Annotated in this window: 13 protein-coding genes; 5 read left to right on the forward strand and 8 right to left on the reverse strand. The window is 34.9% G+C overall.

The genetic code is table 11. The annotated features are described in order from the left end of the window. Nucleotides 1-211 precede the first annotated feature (211 nt). A complete protein-coding gene (locus C8P67_RS15285) occupies nucleotides 212-1,204 on the forward strand; it encodes a TerC/Alx family metal homeostasis membrane protein (RefSeq protein WP_115814037.1) in 993 nt (330 codons plus the stop codon). Between the two features lie 282 nt (nucleotides 1,205-1,486). Here C8P67_RS15285 and C8P67_RS15290 read toward each other — a convergent pair whose 3' ends face one another. The 7 genes from C8P67_RS15290 to C8P67_RS15320 form a co-directional block, all read right to left on the reverse strand. Further along, the gene (locus tag C8P67_RS15290; RefSeq protein ID WP_115814038.1) at nucleotides 1,487-3,184 is read right to left on the reverse strand and encodes a sodium/sugar symporter; all 1,698 of its coding nucleotides are present in this window, start codon (nucleotides 3,182-3,184) and stop codon (nucleotides 1,487-1,489) included. Nucleotides 3,185-3,467: 283 nt separating this feature from the next. Continuing rightward, nucleotides 3,468-4,511, reverse strand: a complete 1,044-nt coding sequence (galE, locus tag C8P67_RS15295; RefSeq protein ID WP_115814039.1) for a UDP-glucose 4-epimerase GalE — start codon at nucleotides 4,509-4,511, stop codon at nucleotides 3,468-3,470. 58 nt (nucleotides 4,512-4,569) lie between these two features. Further along, nucleotides 4,570-7,695, reverse strand: a complete 3,126-nt coding sequence (locus C8P67_RS15300) for a glycoside hydrolase family 2 TIM barrel-domain containing protein (protein WP_115814040.1) — start codon at nucleotides 7,693-7,695, stop codon at nucleotides 4,570-4,572. A gap of 1 nt (nucleotide 7,696) precedes the next feature. Beyond that, a complete protein-coding gene (locus tag C8P67_RS15305) occupies nucleotides 7,697-8,746 on the reverse strand; it encodes a UDP-glucose--hexose-1-phosphate uridylyltransferase (RefSeq protein ID WP_115814041.1) in 1,050 nt (349 codons plus the stop codon). A 136-nt stretch (nucleotides 8,747-8,882) separates the two neighbouring features. Then, nucleotides 8,883-10,055 carry a galactokinase gene (galK, locus tag C8P67_RS15310; protein WP_115814042.1) on the reverse strand — a complete coding sequence of 391 codons (1,173 nt, stop codon included), beginning with the start codon at nucleotides 10,053-10,055 and terminating at the stop codon, nucleotides 8,883-8,885. A 109-nt stretch (nucleotides 10,056-10,164) separates the two neighbouring features. Further along, on the reverse strand, nucleotides 10,165-11,199 hold the full coding sequence (locus C8P67_RS15315) for a glycoside hydrolase family 53 protein (RefSeq protein ID WP_115814043.1): 1,035 nt from the start codon (nucleotides 11,197-11,199) through the stop codon (nucleotides 10,165-10,167). A 70-nt stretch (nucleotides 11,200-11,269) separates the two neighbouring features. Continuing rightward, entirely contained in the window at nucleotides 11,270-12,313 is a 1,044-nt protein-coding gene (locus C8P67_RS15320) for an aldose epimerase family protein (RefSeq protein WP_115814044.1), read from the reverse strand. A gap of 97 nt (nucleotides 12,314-12,410) precedes the next feature. On the opposite strand from C8P67_RS15320, the gene C8P67_RS15325 reads away from it, so the two are divergent. The 3 genes from C8P67_RS15325 (at nucleotide 12,411) to fsa (ending at nucleotide 17,012) form a co-directional block, all read left to right on the forward strand. Next, entirely contained in the window at nucleotides 12,411-13,409 is a 999-nt protein-coding gene (locus C8P67_RS15325; protein WP_115814045.1) for a GntR family transcriptional regulator, read from the forward strand. A gap of 750 nt (nucleotides 13,410-14,159) precedes the next feature. After that, nucleotides 14,160-16,214: a transketolase family protein gene (locus tag C8P67_RS15330; protein WP_115814046.1), complete on the forward strand. Its 2,055-nt coding sequence runs from the start codon at nucleotides 14,160-14,162 to the stop codon at nucleotides 16,212-16,214. Nucleotides 16,215-16,355: 141 nt separating this feature from the next. After that, nucleotides 16,356-17,012, forward strand: a complete 657-nt coding sequence (fsa, locus tag C8P67_RS15335; RefSeq protein WP_115814047.1) for a fructose-6-phosphate aldolase — start codon at nucleotides 16,356-16,358, stop codon at nucleotides 17,010-17,012. 82 nt (nucleotides 17,013-17,094) lie between these two features. Here the strand turns inward: fsa and C8P67_RS15340 are convergent, their stop codons facing one another. Continuing rightward, nucleotides 17,095-17,784, reverse strand: coding sequence for an NUDIX hydrolase (locus C8P67_RS15340; RefSeq protein WP_115814048.1), 690 nt, complete (start codon nucleotides 17,782-17,784; stop codon nucleotides 17,095-17,097). A gap of 595 nt (nucleotides 17,785-18,379) precedes the next feature. On the opposite strand from C8P67_RS15340, the gene C8P67_RS15345 reads away from it, so the two are divergent. Next, nucleotides 18,380-21,469, forward strand: coding sequence for a SusC/RagA family TonB-linked outer membrane protein (locus C8P67_RS15345; RefSeq protein WP_115814105.1), 3,090 nt, complete (start codon nucleotides 18,380-18,382; stop codon nucleotides 21,467-21,469). Nucleotides 21,470-21,474 lie beyond the last annotated feature (5 nt).

Here is a 21,474-nt window from a genome sequence, read left to right on the forward strand (position 1 = left end):
GGCTGGCAATTTTATCTTTTTTTATCGTAAATGACTTTAGTCTAACCAAAAAAAATCTCCTCGTTGAAAGATTTAACCGATGACAAAATAAATTCTAATCGGTACAACTGCCACGGGAAAAATTTACTTCTCTAAAAAAAGAAGAAGGAAACGCAATTGTGACGACATTTGCAAATACATAATTTTAAATTTAACTTAATTAATATATAATATGAATCAACACCCAATCTTTCTGGAACATCCCGGCTTAATTATCGTTTTTGCGATTGCAGTAGTTATCATGCTATTATTAGATTTAGGAATCTTCAATAAAAAAAGTCACGTAGTATCAAATAAAGAAGCCATAACGTGGTCATTAGTATGGATAAGCTTAGCGATGATTTTTAGCGGTTTAATATTTCACTTTGCAGGAGCATCAAAATTCTATGAATTTCAATCAGCATATTGGATTGAAAAAGCACTTTCGGTTGATAATCTTTTTGTTTTTATATTAGTCTTTAATTTTTTTGATGTTGCCAATCAAAACAAACATAAAGTGCTGTTTTGGGGAATCATCGGAGCGTTAGTTTTAAGAGCTATTTTTATCTTTTCTGGAGCTTTCTTAATTAAGCTGACTTATTTAAATAAGCTTTTGAGTCTTGCAGGACATCCAGGATTTAAATATGACATTAACTTAATCATGACTCTTTTTGGATTGTTTTTGGTTTATGCCGGTATCAAATCATGGTCTTCGGGAGATGAAGATGATGATGTGGATTATAATAACACAAGAGGAGCGAGATTAATTCGAAAGTTTTTTAGCGTAAGCGATAAATATGACGGAAATAAGTTTTTTACAATGGAAAATGGAAAAAAACTTGCAACGCCGCTTTTGGTAGTAGTCACCGTTATTGAGTTTACAGATTTATTATTTGCAGTAGATTCTATTCCTGCAATTTTTGCAATTTCAAATGATCCTTTTATTTTATATACTTCTAATATTTTTGCAATTTTAGGGCTTAGAGCATTGTTTTTCCTATTGGACAATTTCATTCATTTATTTAGTAAACTGCAATATGGATTAGCAATAATTTTATCATTTATTGGAATAAAAATGATCATTTCCCCATTTTATCATGTAGACTCTGTGTACTCTTTAATGGTAATTGGTGGTGTTCTTTTAATTTCGGTTCTAGCTTCAATTTTAATGCCACAGAAAAAATAAAGATTACTAGTTTGAGAAAGCAAAAAAAGCGGATTGAAAATCACATATATTTTCAAACCGCTTTTTTGATTTCAATTATTCCATTAACAACTTCCAGAGACAACACAGTATAAATCAAATCTATCTGCTAAGATTCTGAGCCTTCACCAATTTTCTTTCTGCGAAAAGCTCTTCTTTGTATTAAGCTTTTCGCAGAAATAATATTGGATAATTATATTTAGACCAAAAAAAAACGTGAAGCCAAACAAATTCAGCTTCACGTCTTTAATCATTTATATTATTTTACCAGAACTTAACATATAATGCTGCAATAACCAACAAAGTGATTATAATCATTACTGTAGTCTGTGGTTTCAATTTGAACATCTCTGTATCCAATTCGAATGCTTTTGGATTCACTTTTGGTCCAGCCATACTGATAGCAATCATCAAAATCATTGTAAATAAGAATGATAATCCCATACAGATGTGGAAAGGAATTTCGTAAGTTCCTTTGGCAGTCTGATACGCAGTGTATAATAATGTTTGGTTTCCAAATAATGCAGGAGCAAATTCATTGAATAAAACTGAAAGCAAGAAACCTGAGATTACACCAACGATAGCTGCTGTACCAGTTGTTCTTTTCCAGAACATACCAAGGAAGAACATAGCAAATACTCCAGGACTGATAAATCCAGTATATTTTTGGATATAAGTAAAACCACCTACACCGCCAATTCCTAACAAGTCATCCCAAGTAAATAATACAGCTAAAAGCATCGCTGCAAAAACTGTATATCTTCCGATGTTTACCTGTGCGTTATCTGAAGCATTTTTCTGGATGTATTTTTTATGAACATCTAAAGTATAAATAGTAGAGATACTGTTTACTTTTCCAGCCAAAGAAGCAACAATTGCTGCAGTCAAAGCTGCCACTGATAATCCTTTAATTCCTGTAGGAAGGAAAGTTAACATTGCAGAATAAGCACCGTCTTTTCCTCCAACTAATTGTGGTAAATGTCCATTTTGGTATAATACATAAGCAGCAATACCAGGTAACATTACGATAAGCGGCATTAATAATTTCAAGAAACCAGCGAATAAAATTCCTGTACGGGCGGTTTGCAAATCAGCACCCAACGCTCTTTGAGTAATATATTGGTTACAACCCCAGTAGTTCAAGTTGATAATCCAAATACCAGCTGCATATGACATTAATCCTGGGAAAGTTAAATACTTATCGATATCATTTTGAGTAAATGAAGCGGAAACCTGCTGTGTAGGCTCTGGGATAATCATTTTGAAATGCTCTGGAGCTTTTTCCATCAATACTTGGAAACCTGCAATCGCATCATGTCCGAAACCGAAATATTCTCCAACAGTTGCCAAAGCGATGTAAGAAGTAACCAAACCTCCAATGATCAAAACGGCTACCTGAATTACATCAGTATAAGCAACAACTTTCATACCTCCTAAAGAGATAATCAAAGCAAAAACAGCTAATCCAATCATGATAGCATGAAGATACTCACCTCCGGCCAATCCGTTGATAGCTACAGCTCCTAAATATAGAATAGAAGTTAAGTTTACAAAAACATATAAAAACAGCCAAAAAACAGCCATAATCAAAGCTGTTGATTCGTTATATCTTTGTTTCAAAAATTGGGGCATGGTATAAATCTTGTTTTTCAAATAAACAGGAATAAACCAAACTGCTACAATAATCAAGGCAATAGCAGCAAGCCACTCATAAGCAGCAACAGCAATTCCTAAAAAGAATCCTTCCCCGCTCATTCCAATAAATTGTTCAGCCGAAATGTTTGAAGCGATTAATGAAGCTCCGATCGCCCACCATGTTAAAGTTCCTTCTGCAAGGAAATAGGCTTTGGCGTCGTGCTCGTTTCTCTCACGCTTGCGATAAATAGTGTATCCATAGACCGATACGACTATAAAATAAATAATAAATACTGCGTAATCTGCAAAAGCCAAGTTATTACTCATGAGTAAATAGTTTTTTTAAGGTTAATATATTTGTTTTTCTTTTTTAATATTTTGTAATGCTATTCTATTTTGGAGTGCCAATATAACACATCTTTTCAATAAAACAGAGGAATTTCTCACCCAAATCAAACATAAAATATAAAATATGTTTTAATTCTATTACTTTATTAAGAATTATGAAGCCAAAAGTAAAATAAAAAATTATATTGACAATGCTTATAAATGTATTTTTTACATTTATTTTGTTTTACACTCATTAACAAAGTCCAAATAATCTTTTTTACTAAACACTTTTCGGCATGAATTCTGGACTTGTTCTAATCTTCTGTTCCCATTTCCAGGCACTTGCCATCGCTTCCTCAAGAGTAGAAACCGTTTTCCAGCCTAAAACATTGTTGGCTTTATCCGTATTAGCGTAGGCCTCAGTAACATCGCCTTCTCTTCTTTCGACAATCTTATAAGGCAGTTTTGTCCCGCTTACTTTCTCAAAAGCAGCTATTACTTCCAAAACAGAGCTTCCAGTTCCTGTTCCCAGATTAAAAATCTCTAATGATTCTGCATTCTTTTTGTTTATTAATCTCTGCAGTGCTATAACGTGGGCTTTCGCCAAATCGACTACATGAATATAATCACGCACGCAAGTTCCGTCCACAGTTGGATAATCATTTCCATAAACAGATAATTCAGCACGAAGTCCCATTCCTGCTTGAGTAATAAATGGAACTAAATTCTGAGGTACGCCAATTGGCAATTCGCCAATTTCGGCAGAAGGATGTGCCCCAATTGGATTGAAATAACGAAGCAGAATAGCATTGATTCCGCTTACTTTCACCACATCTTCAATAATTTCCTCTCCAATCTGTTTTGTATTTCCGTAAGGAGACAATGCAGGCTGAATTGCTGTATTTTCAGCAATAGGCATTACTTCGGCCTGACCGTAAACTGTACAAGACGAGCTGAAGATAAAATGAGCTTCTTTCTTTTTCTCTAATTCCTGTAATATGTAAACCAAAGCTCCCAAGTTGTTTTCATAATACAATAACGGATTTTTCACACTTTCGCCTACTGCTTTAGAAGCAGCAAAATGAATTACTCCCGCAACATCATCATGTTCTGCGAAAAAACGCTGTACATCCTTTTTTTCTCTCAAGTCGATTCCAGAAAAAATTGGTTTTTTACCCGTGATTCGTTCGATACCATCCAATACTTGTATAGAAGAATTGGAAAGATTATCGATCACTATAACTTCAAAACCTTGATTCTGTAATTCGACAACGGTATGAGATCCTATAAAACCCAAACCGCCTGTAACGACTATCTTACTCATTTTTATTTGTTTTTACTTCTTTAAATTCTTTTGTAAATTGAATCAGCTCAAAGATTCATTATTTTGATTTTATAACAAACCCATAACTGTATTCCTTCCCTTTTAATTGATACTGACTGTGTGGCAATGCTCCCCAGCTATTATCTCCGCCAACACCTCTTTGGGCCAAATCAACACAAACGATTACTTCATTTCGAGGAGTTATATCATTGAGGTGACGGTATTTTTTAGTCAAGCCCGGATCGAAATCTTCAGGATAATTATGCAGAGCGCTCACGCCTAAAGGCTGTAAACCATTTATTTCGATTCCGTTTCCGGAATTATTAGTAAGTGTTAACCAGCGGACATCGGTTTTATATCCATTCTCCTGCGGACGTGTGTAAGGAACATATTGATCTGCTGCTTTACTGCTGTAAATTCCTTTAAACGAAGCAGTGTTTCTATCCTGATAATTTTCCCAAGGGCCTCTTCCATAATATTTAAAATTATCCAGCTCTTTTTTGAGAGAAAATATCATTCCAAAACGAGGCATTTCGGACAATGGGTTGTCTCCTGCTTTGAATGAATTGGAAATCTCCAAACTTCCGTCGGCATTCATAGTATAAACAATAGTATACAAAGACGCAACATCTCGCAAGAACAGCGTCGCCACAACAGTTGTTATTCCGCCTATCTCTTTAATTTCAAAAGAATTCAATTTACTGGATTTCCCAGCAGTTCTCCACACATTGCTTTCGAACTGCATATTGTTTCCAAAATCATTGTCTGTAGGCGCACGCCAGAAATTAGGAACCGGTAGCTGATTGAAAAATCGTTCCCCTTTGGATTTATAATCCTGAATTAAACCATTGTGCTTGCTTATTGTAACTTCGACACCAGACGAACTAAGGGTAACGGCATCTTTAGTTTCTTTCACAATAGGCTTTGCTCCTTTACTCGAAGCTTTAACAAAATAATTATCAGTACCAATTGAAAACTGTTCTCTCGCCACTTCAAAATTTTGAGGCAAAACTTCGGAACCATTACGTGTGAAAGCATAAATGTTCAGAAGATATTCTGCACCATCTTTTGCCACTAATTTTGGTAATTCTAATTGTATTTCCTTTTTTAACTGCGGCGCAAGATTTACATCTATCACACCTGATTTTATAACCAGGCCGTTTTCTAAAACTTCGTATTTGAAAATATAGTTATCAAGGTTTGTATAACCGAAACCGTTCTGGATTTCTATTATTCCTTTATTTAAATCCACCGCTTTGAATAAAATATCCTGATAGACTTTCTTCACTTCAAAAGCACCAGGGTGAGGTTTACGGTCTGGCCAAACTAGTCCGTTATGACAAAAATTTTCATCGTTGGTATAATTCTGGCTTCCCATGTCCCCGCCGTAAGCCCAATATTTTCGGCCTACTTCATCTGTCATTTCAAAACCCTGATCTACCCAATCCCAGATAAATCCTCCCTGCATGTTTGGACTGCTGTGAATAATATCCCAATATTCCTGAAAATTACCGCTGCTGTTTCCCATTGCATGTGAATACTCACACATAATGAATGGACGTTTTACATCTTTTCGGTTAGCATATTCCTTCATGTAATCAATACCTGGATACATAGGACAGACAATATCAGTATTATCCTCTTCCATGGCTTGCTCAAACTGAACCAAACGAGTATTGTCTCTGTTTTTAATCCATTTATAAGCATCTTTAAAAACTTTTCCGTTTCCGCATTCATTACCCAAAGACCAAAGAATAACCGAAGGCTGATTCTTATCCCGCTCTACCAAACTGTAAATTCGGTCCATGTGTGCAGCGTGCCACTCAGGTCTGTAAGCAGGGTGGCTTGCATAATCGGGAATCCAAGGCAGAGAACCCATGCCGTGGCTTTCAATATTAGCTTCGTCTACTAGAAACAAACCGTATTGATTGCAGAGTTTTACCCATAATAAATTATTAGGATAATGACTGCAGCGCACCGCATTAATATTTAATTCCTTCATCAGTTTAATATCCTTCATCATCGTTTCCTTATCCTGATAGTGACCAGTTTTAGGATTGTGTTCATGAATATTTACCCCATGAACCATGATTCGGATACCATTGACTAACAGCTGTCCGTTTTTCAGTTCCACTTTTCGAAAACCTATGGAAGTTCCCACCGTTTCAATAAGTTTGCCGTTTTCGTCTTTAAGCGAAAGCAGTAAAGTATATAAATTAGGTGTTTCGTTGCTCCATAATTTAGGTGATGCAACATTCTCAGTAAATGAAATTGATTCTGCTGCATTGGCTTTTACACTTATCTTAACTTCTTTTGTAAAAAGCACTGTTCCGTTTTTGTCAACCAGTTTAGCTTCAACAATATGATTGTTTTTTGAAACCGTATTCTTATTCTGAAGCTTTACATCAACAGAAATACTTCCATTTCTATAAGAAGCATCTAAATCAGGACGTGCAAAGAAATCGGCAATACGAACATTAGCCGTACTGTACAGATATACATCGCGATCGATTCCTGATAAACGCCAAAAATCCTGATCCTCTAAATAGGAACCATCACTCCAGCGGTACACTTCGACAGCCAGCTGATTTTTACCTGCTTTCACATATTTAGTAATATCAAATTCCGCCGGGCTTTTAGTATTCTCACTGTACCCCACTTTTTCTCCATTTACCCAAACATACATTGCCGAAGTTCCTGCTTCAAAATGAAGATAAACTCTTCGGCTGTTCCAATTTTCTGGCAGTTCAAATGTACGTTTATAGGAACCGACCGGATTATCGGCATGATCTATAAATGGCGGATTTTTGACAAATGGATAAGTGATATTCGTATAAATAGGAATACCATAACCCTGCAGTTCCCAATTTGCAGGAACTGAAATTTCTTTCCAATTTGTGGTATTAAAATTAGTTTTGAAAAAATCAATTGGTCTTTCATCTGGCGTCGGAGACCAATTGAATTTCCATTTTCCGTTTAAGTTTAGAAACCAGGGAGAACGAGAATAATCATCTGCAATAGCAGACGGCTCATCAGCATAAGGCAGAAAAGCTGCTCTGGCCGGTTCTCTATTAATCTGGAATATTTCCGGATTTTCCCAGTCGTTAACCGTTTTCTTTTCTTGTGCCGTTACAGCTAAAGAAAGAAAAACGAAAACAAAGCTTAAAAGGATTAACTTTTTCATTCTATTTGTTTTTATAGTGAACCTCAGAAAGTGCTTTTAATACTGCTGCACTTTTCTCAGGAGTAATATCTCTTTGCGCTTCACCCATCATCTCGTATCCAACCATAAATTTCTTTACAGAAGCGGAACGAAGTAACGGCGGATAAAAATGCATGTGAAACTGCCACTCCGGATGCTCTTCACCATCTGTAGGTGCTTGATGAATTCCTGAAGAATAAGGAAAAGAGGTCTCAAAAAGATTATCGTATTTTATCGTTAATAGCTTTAAAATAGAGGCATAAGCTGAAATTTCTTCAGAAGTGAACTCTGTTATTTTTGTAATATGTCTTTTGCTGATAATCATTGTTTCAAATGGCCAGATTGCCCAGAAAGGAACTAATACAGCGAAGTGTTCATTCTCAATAACGATACGTTCGTTCAGTTTTAATTCTTCCTGCAGATAATCAAGTAAAAGATTACTGTTATTTTTTTCAAAATATGCTTTTAAACTATTTTGTGTTTTCTCCACTTGAGTAGGCAAAGAAGACTGTGCCCAGATCTGTCCATGCGGGTGCGGGTTGCTGCATCCCATAACACTTCCTTTGTTTTCGAAAATCTGAACGTGATTAATGTAATCTACATTTCCTAAATCCGTGTATTCTTTCTGCCAGGTCTTAATAATAGTCTCAATTCCTGGTAAATCCATTTCAGGCAGAGTCAAATCGTGTCTTGGCGAAAAACATACAACTCTTGCAATACCTCTTTCCGGCTGTGCCTTAAAGAATGTAGGTTTAGCATCTTCTTCAAACAAAATTGGTTCCTGCTTTACAGCTGCAAAATCATTTTCGAAAACAAAACTAGATTCATATTTAGGATTAACTTCTCCATTGGCACGAACATTTCCTGCACATAAGTAACAAGCAGGATCATATTCTGGAAGTGCATCAGTGTGGATTTTTTCGTTCTGTCCCTGCCAAGGTCTTGTTGCTCTGTGCGGTGATACCAATACCCATTCGTTAATTAACGGATTGAAACGTCTGTGCGGATCTTCGTTTATATCAAAATTTTTCATCTTATTTATTTTATGGTTCTTTACCGCAAAGTGCGCTATGATTTATCAAAAATTATCTATATGCCACAAGGGGCGCAAAGCTTTGTGTTCACTCTTTTTCAAAAAATCATTGCGCTTCTTGCGGTTAAATTATTATTTATCCAACAGGCTCATATAATGATGTACCGTTTCCGATTTTTACATCATAAATTTTTAAATCAATATCAAAAGCTTCTTTGTATAATTTAGTAAGTTTTGTTTTGATAGCTTCTTCTTCTCCTTTTTTGATCAAGTTGATGGTACAGCCGCCAAAACCGCCTCCCATTAATCGGGAACCAATTACTGCTTTTTCTTTTTTCAAGGTATCAACGATAAAATCAAGTTCGTCACAGCTTACCAAATATTCTTTTGATAATCCTTCGTGCGTTTCAAAAAGCAGTCTGCCTAATTCTTCGATGTTTCCGTTATCCAAAGCTTCGCAGGCAAGGGCAACACGATTAATTTCTTTAACAACAAAATGAGATCTAACAAACACATTTGGTGACATTTTATCTTTCAGGCTAAGTACATGGCTTTCGTCACAATCTCTAAAACTGGTAATTTCCGGAAAGTTGCTTTTAATGATCGAAAGACCTTCTTCGCACTCTTCACGTCTTGTATTATAAGCCGAAGTAAACAAAGAATGCTTCACATTACTGTCAAATAAAATAAGTGAATAATCATTAAAATTGGCATTGTGGTATTCGTATTCTAATGTTTTGCAGTCAATTTTGATTACTTTGTTTTCCTCACCCATCACGCTAGAAAACTGATCCATAATCCCGCAGTTGATTCCAACCCAGTGTTCTGCTTTTTGCCCCATAAGAGCAATATCAACTTTAGGAATCTGTAAACCAAAAAGCTCTTTGATTCCAAAAATTGTCCCACACTCCAGCGCCGCTGAAGAAGACAATCCAGAACCAACTGGTATATCACTGCTGAATACACAATTGAATCCGTCGAAAGAAAATCCTTTGTCCTGCAATTGCTTGATAACGCCCAAAATATAATTGGTCCAAACGACTTTGCTCAATACAATTTCCTGCGTCAAATCAACTTCAAATTCCTCATTTAAATCGATAGCAACAATTTTAGACTGCTTCGAATTGCTTTTTGCAAAAGCGAAACAAATAATCTTGTCGATGGCCGCTGGCAAAACATAGCCGTCATTGTAATCGATGTGTTCACCAATAATGTTAATTCTCCCAGGAGAAAGTACTATTTTTTCAGGAGCATTCCCAAAGGTCTCTTGAAAAAAATCGGTCGTTTTTTTAATTAATAAATCGTTCATTTTCTTTAAATTACTGTTATTTTGAAATTACTAAAGTATTTTATTCTATCTATTTTACAGGCTCTTATGTCCTGCCCTATTCAGCTAAAAACTGTGCTGAAAGTACCAGTTATTTTTCTTTGAATGCATCCAAAGCCATTGATGGTTTTCCGTCTTCTCTCCACGCGCTCAATGCATATCCGCTCCAAGATTTAGCACCTTGAGGTTCCCAATAAATCACGCCAAGCCCTTTTTTATGAGGAACAGCTTTAACCGCTTTTATAACCGCCGCCAGCATTTCATATGTATTCTGTTCCTGTGTATCAACACCGCCAACTTCAACAATCATAACTTCCTTATTGTATCTGGCCGCCATGTCATTTAGATTATTTGCCAGATCGGTAATATTTTCTTTATAATCTGTTTTGATCCAAAAAGGGTAATACGACATTCCAATCACGTCATACTTTACATTGTTCTTTTGGGCATTGTCAAAAAACCATCTAAATTTTCCACTGTTATTTCCTTCGTCTAAGTGAACAATCACTTTGATCTTTTTATCTACGGTCTTAACTGCATCATATCCTTTATTGAGCAGCTGTGCCAATTGGTTAAAATTGTCTGTGCTTCCTTCCGGCCAAAGCATTCCTCCCGGAATTTCATTTCCTACCTGAACCCATTCCGGTGTAACACCAGCTTTTTTAAGTTCATTTAAAACATCTTCGGTATGAAAGTAAACATCATTCAATAATTCTGAAAAAGTATGATTTTGCCATGCCAGCGGCTTATTCTGTTTCCCTGGATCGGCCCAGGAATCGCTGTAATGAAAGTCAATCATAATGCGCATTCCTATTTTTTGAGCACGAACGGCCATCGCAACTGTTTCTTCTTTACTGCAGTGTCCGCTAGCTTTATCATCCGAAGGATTTACCCAAACACGAAGTCTGATGGTGTTCATTCCGCGGTCCATCAACAGTTGCAGACAGTCTTTTTCAGCTCCATCAGTATCATAAAATTTGTATCCTGTGGCTTCCATCTGTGGCAGCCAGCCCACATCTCCCCCTTTTGCAAAAGCAGAAGTTTTGGGTTGTGCGATTGCTTTATTCTCAGTACAGCTTGTAAAAAAAGCCATCAAAACAATTGTCATTGAAATAAATCTTCTCATAACCTATTAATTTAAATTAAACACTGACGGAACAGTTAAGAATCTTTTCATTGCTACGCATTTTCTAATTTTAAAATGATTGGAATTTATAAGCAGTATTCTGCGTATATTCCTCTCCTTTTTTCAGAACGGCACTTGGAAAATGCTCATGATTGGGTGCATCAGGAAAATTCTGAGTTTCAAAACAGATACCGCTCAATGGATGATAATCGGCATTTTCTTTCCCTTTTACTTTATTTTGACAGCTTCCGCCAACGTAGATATGAACTCCAGGCTGATCAGTATATACCGTCATTTTTAAATTGTTATTTTTATTAAAAAGCGAAGCAGCAAATTCATTTTGTTTTGTTACTACGAAAGTATTATCAATTTTGGAAGGGCATTTCTTTGGAGTTAAAAAATCAAAAGCTGTATTTTCAACTTCCAAATACCTACCAGTTGGGATATTGTCAGCCGTTGCTTCCAAAATCTTGTTTGTATTTACAAGTAAATCCTGATCTTTCACATCTGATGAATGGCCATCTAAGTTAAAATAACTATGATTTGTCAAATTCACAATTGTATCCTCAGTTGTTTTTGCATTGTATTGAATCTTTAATTCATTTTCTTCAGTTAAAGAATACGTTACCTCGACTGTTAAACTTCCTGGATAATTTTCCTCATTATCTGGACTGATATAACTCAAAGTAATTTCTGAATCCGTTACTTTTTCAACAGTCCATACTTTTTGACTAAACCCAACCAAACCGCCATGCAGGGAATTACCGTTATTGTTTTTATTCAATACTATTTTTTGCCCATTTAGAGTAAAGGTGCTGTTATGAATTCTTCCGGCAAATCGGCCAACGGTGGTTCCCATATAAGGAGAACCGTCTAACTGAAAAGACTGAAGATACCCCTCTAAAGTATCAAATCCCAAAACAACATCAACAGTTTCGCCGTTTTGCAAAGGAACCTTCAACTCTGTTACAGTAGCTCCATAAGTGATTATTTTTAAGGACATTCCGTTTTTATTGGATAAGTCATATGAGTAAACCTCTTCTCCATTTGGCATCAAGCCGAAGGAATTCTTTACAGAAGTAGTCGTAATTTGTGAATTGTGTTTTATTTCCATTGTTTTATTATGAAATTTGAAATCCAAAATTAAATTAAAATTCAAGATTTACATACCAGTACCTACCAGTTTTTCATATATTTGACAAAAAAATGTCATGAAAATCATTTCCATCCAAGATAATCTCGGAATTCCAAAATACAAACAGATAATTCAGTCGATTGAAAAAGCAATTGACGAAGAAAAACTTGTAAAAGGAGATCGGCTGCCCTCTGTAAATAAAGTCTGCCTGGCTTTTTCATTGTCCCGGGACACCGTATTATTAGGATATGATGATCTCAAAAAAAGAGGAATTATTTATGCCATTCCCGGTAAAGGCTATTATGTAAAAAGCGTTGAAATCAGTATAAAACAGAAAATATTTCTGCTCTTTGATGAGCTCAATACCTTTAAGGAAGACATTTATAATTCGTTTTTAAAGAACATTGGAAAGAACGTACAGGTTGACATTTTTTTTCATCATTTTAATGTTACTGTTTTCCAGAAACTATTAAATGACAGTAATGGGAATTATACTAAATACATAATTATGCCAACCAATTTAACCGGTATAATCGACTCAATAAAAACCCTACCAGTAAATGACGTAATCATACTCGATCAAACTAATGCAGAACTAAAATCATTTCCAGCTATTTATCAAAACCACAAAAAAGACATTTTTGAAGGCCTATATAAAGGAAAAACAAAACTCAATAAATATAAAAAACTCATTATGATTTTCCCGGGATTTCGAGAACCGCTCAGCATGAAAACAGGATTTGAAAACTTCTGTTCCGAATATGATTTCGATTATGAAGTTATCAACGAATTCTCGGACAATGATATAAAAATTGGCGGCGTTTACATTATCCCAAATGACAGGGATCTCGTTCGGGTAATTGAAAAAGCCAGAGAACAGAATCTTAAACTAGGGACTGATTTTGGTATTATTTCCTATAATGAAACTCCATTAAAAAAAGTTGTATCTAATGGAATTACGACCATTTCGACTGATTTTACAACCATGGGAAAATTATTAGCCCAAATGGTTCATACAGGAAAAAAAGAACAAATTGAAAATAAAAGCGCCTTGATTATTAGAAATTCATTGTAAATATGCTTCGGCTTCTATAGAAAATCATTTATAAAAAAAAATAAGAAGGCTATTATTAACCTTCTTATTTTTAACCAAACTAAAACTAAACCAAATTTAAATTTTATTGCTGCTTATTCTATTCTACATAATTTAAACAGCCTTTCCAATTTTTTTATTATTTATACCCAAAGAAAACACTTCAGGTATAAATAAGTAAAACCAAAATTATTTTTTGTTTAATGAATTTTAAAAATTCACACAAACAAAACCAAATAACTATTATTAACGCAATAACAACAAACCACTGTATTATTGAATCTATAACTGCAAAGTAACGGTTATTTATAAAGTTAAAGGAGGGTCAAATCCGTAAAAAACAAAGGTCAAAATCGCAAATTGAAATCCATTTCTCCAAATTAATTACCATTTCTTATCCTTTCTCCCAACATCACACTACATAAAAACAATTATCCAGATAAAATGATATTTTCTTTTTGTCATTATAAAACAAATTTGTTTATATTTGCAAATGTATTTTTTACACTTATTATTTTATTCTTCCTTACGCCTTTACAAACAAGCAGTTATTCGAAGACACGAATTAAAACCTGAACAAAATAATAAACTCTTATTTATTTGAATAAAGCGGCACAGCAAAACTGCTTTATACATTGCAGCCATTTATAAAAGATTTTGGAAAAAGATAAAATATCTTATAAAAAATCAAAAACGCCAATATCGATATTAAAAAAATTAACACCATAAATTATGAACCAAAAAATTGACAATTTAGCCTCAGACAACATAAGAGCTCTGGCTATATCTATGGTAGAAAAAGCAAATTCAGGACACCCGGGCGGTGCCATGGGAGGCGCCGATTTTATGCATATTTTATACACTGAATATTTAGATTTTGACCCAACTCAGATGGATTGGCCATTTAGAGACCGTTTCTTTATGGATGCGGGACACCTATCGGCGTTGATGTATGCCCAATATTATTTATTAGGAAACTATAAAAAAGAAGACGTACAGCAGTTCAGACAATGGGGATCGGTAACACCTGGACATCCAGAAATTGATGTTTTAAGAGGAATCGAAAACACATCAGGCCCTCTTGGACAAGGCCACGCAATGGGTGTTGGAGCGGCAATTGCTGCCAAATTTCTTGGAGCTAGATTCAAAGGTCTTTTTGACCACAAAATATACGGATTCATCACCGATGGAGGCGTTCAGGAAGAGATTTCACAGGGAGTTGGAAGAATTGCGGGACATTTGGGACTAAACAATTTTATCATGTTTTATGATTCAAATGACGTGCAGCTTTCTTCAATGACCGATGAAGTGACGTCCGAAGATACTGCGATGAAATACCAAGCTTGGGGATGGAATGTAATCACAATTGACGGACATGATCATTCAGAAATCCGTAAAGCACTCGATACAGCGAATCAGGAAACTGAAAGACCTACTTTGATTATCGGAAAAACAATAATGGGAAAAGGCTGTGTTACTGCTGACGGAGGTATGTATGAAGGCGAATGCGAACTGCACGGAAAACCTATCGGTGACACCAAAGCCGATTATACCAAAACATTACTGAATCTGAAAGCCAATCCGGAAGATCCTTTTGCAATTTACGAAGAAGTGGCTTCGCATTATGCTGCTATTTTGTCTAAGAAAACAGAAAAAGCTGCTACAAGAAAACAGCAGATTGCTCAATGGGAGAGTGAAAACCCGGCATTGGCACAAAAAATGGCACTGTTTTTATCCGGTGAATTACCAGCACTGGATTTAAGCAAAGTGGCTCAAAAACCAAATTGCGCCACTAGAGATGCTTCGTCTGCAGTATTGGCTTATTTAGCTGAAAACGTTGAAAATATCATTGTTTCTTCGGCCGATTTATCCAACAGTGATAAAACCGACGGCTTTTTGAAAAAATCATCTGTACTACAGAAAAATAATTTTGAAGGTGCCTTTTTACAGGCAGGAGTTGCCGAATTAACAATGACTTCCATCGCTAATGGTATTGCGCTGCATGGAGGTGTAATACCTGTAGTGGCAACATTCTTTGTATTCTCTGATTATATGAAACCAGCCATCCGACTGGCAGCTATTCAGGAACTTCCTGTAAAATATGTACTGACGCACGACTCTTTCCGAGTGGGAGAAGATGGACCTACACACCAGCCAATCGAGCAGGAAGCGCAGATGCGTCTGCTGGAAAAAGTAAAAAATCATAAGGGACACCAAAGCCTTTTGGCACTTCGTCCTGCCGATGCCGTTGAAACTTCAGTGGCATGGGATATGGCTTTGAAAAACACAAAAACACCAACGGCTCTAATTCTTTCCAGACAGGGAATAAAAGATATTCCGGCAGTACAAAATTCTAGATATAACGAAGCTCTCGGAGCACAAAAAGGAGGTTATTTAGTTAAAGAAACTGCAGATCCAGACATCACTTTAATCGCAAACGGATCCGAAGTTTCGACGCTTATAGATGCTGCCGTGATTTTAGAAGCAGAGCATAATCTTAAAATAAATATCGCTTCGATCATATCTGAAGGTTTGTTTAAATCACAGCCTAAATCCTATCAGGAAAGCGTAATTCCAAAAGAAAAACTAGTTTTCGGACTTACAGCAGGTCTTCCTGTAAATCTTGAAGGATTAATAGGTGACAGCGGAAAAATAATAGGCTTGGATCATTTTGGCTATTCGGCACCAGCGGGCGTTTTGGATGAGAAATTTGGATTTACAAGTCAAAGCGTTTCTGCAGAAATAATAAAATATATTGAGGAAAGTGCTCAGATATTAAGCAACTAAGAAACTAAGATTCTGAGATGCTAAGTAAAAAACTCAGAATCTTAGTATCTCAGGAACTTAGCAACTTTTAAGAAAAAAAACATTTATAAACTTAGAATCTTAGTTACTTAGAAACTCAGATTCTTTAAAAAAAACATACACATGAAATTTTTTATCGATACAGCAAATTTAGAAGACATCAAAGAAGCCAATGATTTAGGAATATTAGACGGAGTAACAACAAATCCTTCGTTAATGGCTAAAGAAGGAATCACAGGAGCTGACAACATTCTTGCACATTACATAAAAATATGTGAATTAGTAGATGGTGACGTGAGCGCCGAAGTTATCTCGACTGATTTTGAAGGAATGGTTGCGGAAGGAGAAAAACTGGCTGCACTTCATCCGCAGATTGTGGTTAAAATCCCGATGATTAAAGACGGAATAAAAGCATGCAAATATTTTTCGGATAAAGGAATCAGAACTAATGTGACCTTGGTTTTCTCAGTTGGGCAGGCATTGCTTGCTGCCAAAGCCGGCGCGACCTATGTTTCTCCATTTTTAGGAAGACTGGATGATATTTGTACTGACGGTATGGGACTTATTGCCGAAATCAGACAGGTTTATGACAATTATGATTTTAAAACACAAATTTTATCAGCTTCGGTTCGAAATACGATGCATGTAATTAATTGTGCCAAAGTAGGATCGGATGTAATGACAGGTCCATTATCTTCAATCACCGGATTATTGAAACATCCATTGACTGACAGCGGATTGGCACAATTTTTAGCTGATTACCAAAAAGGAAATAGTTAATATAAAAACTCTTTTTGTCCCAATAAAAAAGGAAGCTTCCGTAGTAGAAGCTTCCTTTTTATTTATTTCAAAAATTAAAATCTTAAAAATTTACAGCAAAATTATTCAAGAGTTTTGCATCATATTTTTCTTTATCAAAAGTATACAGATAAGAACCTTTTCTGGAAGATGTCATATCTTTCTCATCCAATTTTATCAGGATATCGAGCGAATTTATTTTGCTGATGAAATTTCTTTTATCAATTTCTTTATCCAAAATAGACTCATACAGCTTAAGCAGCTGGCTCATTTTAAACTTTTCAGGTAAAAGTTCAAAACCAACAGGCCTCATAGACGTTCTGTAACGCAGTCTTCTGATGGCATGTGCTAACATTTTGTCGTGGTCAAAAATCAGCTTAGGCACTTCAGAAACACTAAACCATTTGGCATGATAGTTCTGAATCAATTCGGCATTATGATTTTCAACATTTATCAAAGCATAATAAGCTACCGATATAGTTCTTTCAACAGGATCACGATCAATCTCACTATACGTATAGAGCTGTTCCATATAAATATCATTAAACCCTGTATAAGTGTTCAATACCCTTATAGCAGCATCGTCCAAGACCTCTTCTTTTTTGAGGAAACCTCCCATCAGGGACCACTTCCCTCTTTCGGGTTCAAAATCCCTTTTAATCAAAAGAATCTTTAGTCCTCCTTCATCAAAACCAAAAATAATACAATCTACTGCTAGAAGCACTTTGTCTTCTGTACTATAACTATTTAGCATTTTAACATTTTATTTATGCGGTAAATATAACAACTTCCTTGAAACTACCAAATTTAATTAGTGTGGTATTTACACTAAAAATGAGCATATAACCACAAAATCACTAAAATTGGCACTTAAGATATATATACAGTAAATCGCTGTCGATCTGCAGGATAACTTTTTCAAACATAAATGGAATAAAAAGTATCAATTACAAGTAATATTTTGGCATAATTCAGAATTTTAAGTGTTAAAATAACATTTAAAAACTCATTTTCACCCTTTTTGAAGGCAAAAAAGCAAGTTTCATTACAAAAATTAACAAGAATATTATTTTAATTTTATTTAAAAGTAACAATTTTATTAAAAAAAACTTAAAAATAGAAAATAAATTTCAATATAAATTAAATAACTGATAATCAATAATTTACAATTCACGAAAACGTTTTACAAATTAATTAAACACACATATTCTTTCATTTTTAGGTATTTTTTGAGATATCCATTTTTATTTCAACCTTTTTTTAAAAGATTAATTTGTTTTTGTACTTTTTTTTTATTTAAATTTACAAATGTAAAAACTACACTTATAATTAACCAAAATGCAATCAGTATGACAACAAACCACAGATTATTTTTTTATTGCAATTTTTTATTGCCTAAAAAAGAATGGCTAATAGCATTATTAATGATGCTATTTAGTACTTATACCCTATCGGCACAACAAGCTAATACAGTATCTGGAAAAATTACATCAGAGAAAGACGGAATGCCCCTTCCTGGTGTAAATATTTTAGTAAAAGGAAGCAATGCTTCGGCTTCTTCCGGATTTGACGGTGAATATTCTATCAGTGCCAAACCAACAGATGTCCTAGTTTTTTCTTATGTCGGATATGAAACAAAAGAAGTTACTATTTCAAACCGCACGCAAATTAACTATGCCTTAAAGGAGGACAGCAACAAACTTAACGAAGTTGTCGTGGTTGGATATGGAACACAAAAGAAAGCAGATTTAACAGGAGCTATTTCAACTGTAGCAGTTAATGAAATGAACAAAGTTGCTGCTAGTGATTTTTCACAACTTTTACAAGGAAGAGCTTCAGGAGTGATGGTTTCAAGTGATGGTGAGCCTGGAGCATCTCCGAATGTACGAATTAGGGGAATTGGTACTTTTGGGAATAATCAACCATTATATGTTGTTGACGGAGTTCCAGTAGGAACATCAATCAGGGATTTTAACCCAAATGATATCAAAAGCGTTCAAATTCTAAAAGATGCATCAGCAGGTGCAATTTATGGATCAAGAGCTGCAAATGGCGTAGTTATAATTACTACTAAATACGGATCTAAAAACGCCGCTCTGAAGGTTGATTATGAAACTTATTATGGAATTGATGAAGTTCCTCAAAACATCCCTGTTTTAAACCGAAAAGATTATCAAATGATTGTTAATGAAAAACGCACTAATGCCGGACTTCCATTAATATCAGGAAATGATCCAACTTCAGATCTTTTTGTGGATGACATTGATACAGACTGGCAGAAAGTTGGTTTAAAAAATGGATCAAGAACAGAACATAATCTTAATTTTTCAGGAGGAGGAGAAGCTTCAACTTATAATGCCTCCATAAATTATTATGCCAATGAAGGCCTCTTTGAAGGAAATGGACCTACCTATAAAAGATATTCAGGTAGGATAAATATGGTAGCAGAAAAAGGAATATTTAAAATTTCTCCGTCACTATATTACTCTCATTCATTTGAAAATTCATTAACGTTTAGAGGAGATGTTTTAACAGGAGGAAGACCCCCTCTAATAAATGATTTAGTAACTGCAATACCGACGTTAGGAGTTTATGATGAAAATAATATAGGAGGATATGCAGGAACATCATCTCAAATACATCAAACAATATCACTAAACGTCCCTGGAATAAATAATCTATTCACCAATACAATTGAAGTAGACAGAACATTTGCGATTATCAATCCAGAGTTAAAATTGATAAAGTCAAACGGGCATACACTTACATATAAACTTAATTCAAGTTATGATAAAACTTATGCAAGAGACTTTTCTTTTGTTCCTAAATTCGAACAAGGTTACTTTTTTGGTTCAGGAAAATCACTTCTGGACGATAATTCAAGGATTTACACCATTGGTCTAGTAGAGAACACATTAAACTATAAAAAAGATTTTGAAAAACATAGTCTGGATGTTTTAGTAGGTCAAACATTTCAAAAAAATAGTACAGTTATCAGAACTGGACATTCTGAAAATTTACCAGAGCCATATTATCCTGTCCTTTCAAATGGTAATAATCAGTCTTCAGGAGGGTCTGAATTTAACAGTACTTTAGCCTCTTATTTTGGACGTATAAATTATAATTTTGATGATAAATACTTAGTAACCGGAACAGTTAGACGAGATGGTTCTTCTCGATTTGCTCCGCAAAACAGATACGGAACTTTTCCGTCAGTTGCTTTAGGCTGGAAAATCTCAAATGAGGAATTTTTCAATATCTCAAAAGACATTGTAAATCAGCTAAAATTACGTGCCAGTTATGGTCAATTGGGGAACGAAAACATTGGAGACTACTTGTATCAGCCTACTGTTAATAGAAATATACTATACAATTTTAATGGTGTTCCTGTTACGGGCGGTTTACAAACCAGCATAGCAATTGAAGATATTAAATGGGAAACAACAACTTCAACAGATATAGGATTAGACGGAACTTTTTTCAATAATAGTTTAGATATCACATTAGATTATTATAAAAGAACTACAGATGATGTTTTGGTAGGTGTGCCTATTCCTGCTTCTACAGGTTCTATAAACACTGCTCCTGTCGTTAATGCAGGCAGCTTAGAAAATAGTGGTTTTGAAGTTGAAGCAGCTTATCATTCTGATAAAAATAAAAAATTCAGCTATGACATTTCTGCTAATGTAAGTACTTTAAAAAATAAAGTTTTATCATTAGGTGGTAATAATGAGCCAATTTATGGTGTAGGATCTAAAACTCAGGTTGGAGGACAAGTTGGAGAACATTTTGGATATGTTTATGAGAAGATATTTCAAACTACTGAAGAAGTAAATAATCATGCTTTTCAAAGTGCCTCTACAGCACCTGGAGATATTAGTTTTAAAGACATAAACAATGATGGAGTAATCAATGCATCAGATAGAACTTATTTAGGAAGTTCTACACCAAAGGTAACATACGGATTTAACCTAACTGCAAAATATCAAAATTTTGATTTTACATTATTCGCATCTGGAGCTGCAGGCTACTACATAAATAGCTGGTTGTATAGATCGCTAATGTTAACTACAGACGCATTAAATTCACATGAAGATATTTTGGACAGATGGACACCAACCAATACTGACACAGATATACCAAGACTGATAACAAATGATCCAAATGGAAATGGAAGGGATTCTAACAGACCTGGATGGTTACAAAAAGGTGATTATTTAAGAATAAATACAGTTTCTCTAGGATATACTATTCCAGTAAAAATGTTTGGAGGAATAAAGGCTCCTCGAATCTATGCTACAGGACAAAACTTATATACTTTTCAAAAGTATAAAGGATTTAATCCAGATTTTAACTCCGGAGTATTTAATCCTGGATTTGATGGAGGATCTTATCCTAGACCAAGAACATATATGTTAGGGATTCAATTATCATTTTAATTTAT

The sequence above is a fragment of the Flavobacterium aquicola genome (assembly GCF_003385115.1).
In the GTDB taxonomy this organism is placed as follows: domain Bacteria; phylum Bacteroidota; class Bacteroidia; order Flavobacteriales; family Flavobacteriaceae; genus Flavobacterium; species Flavobacterium aquicola.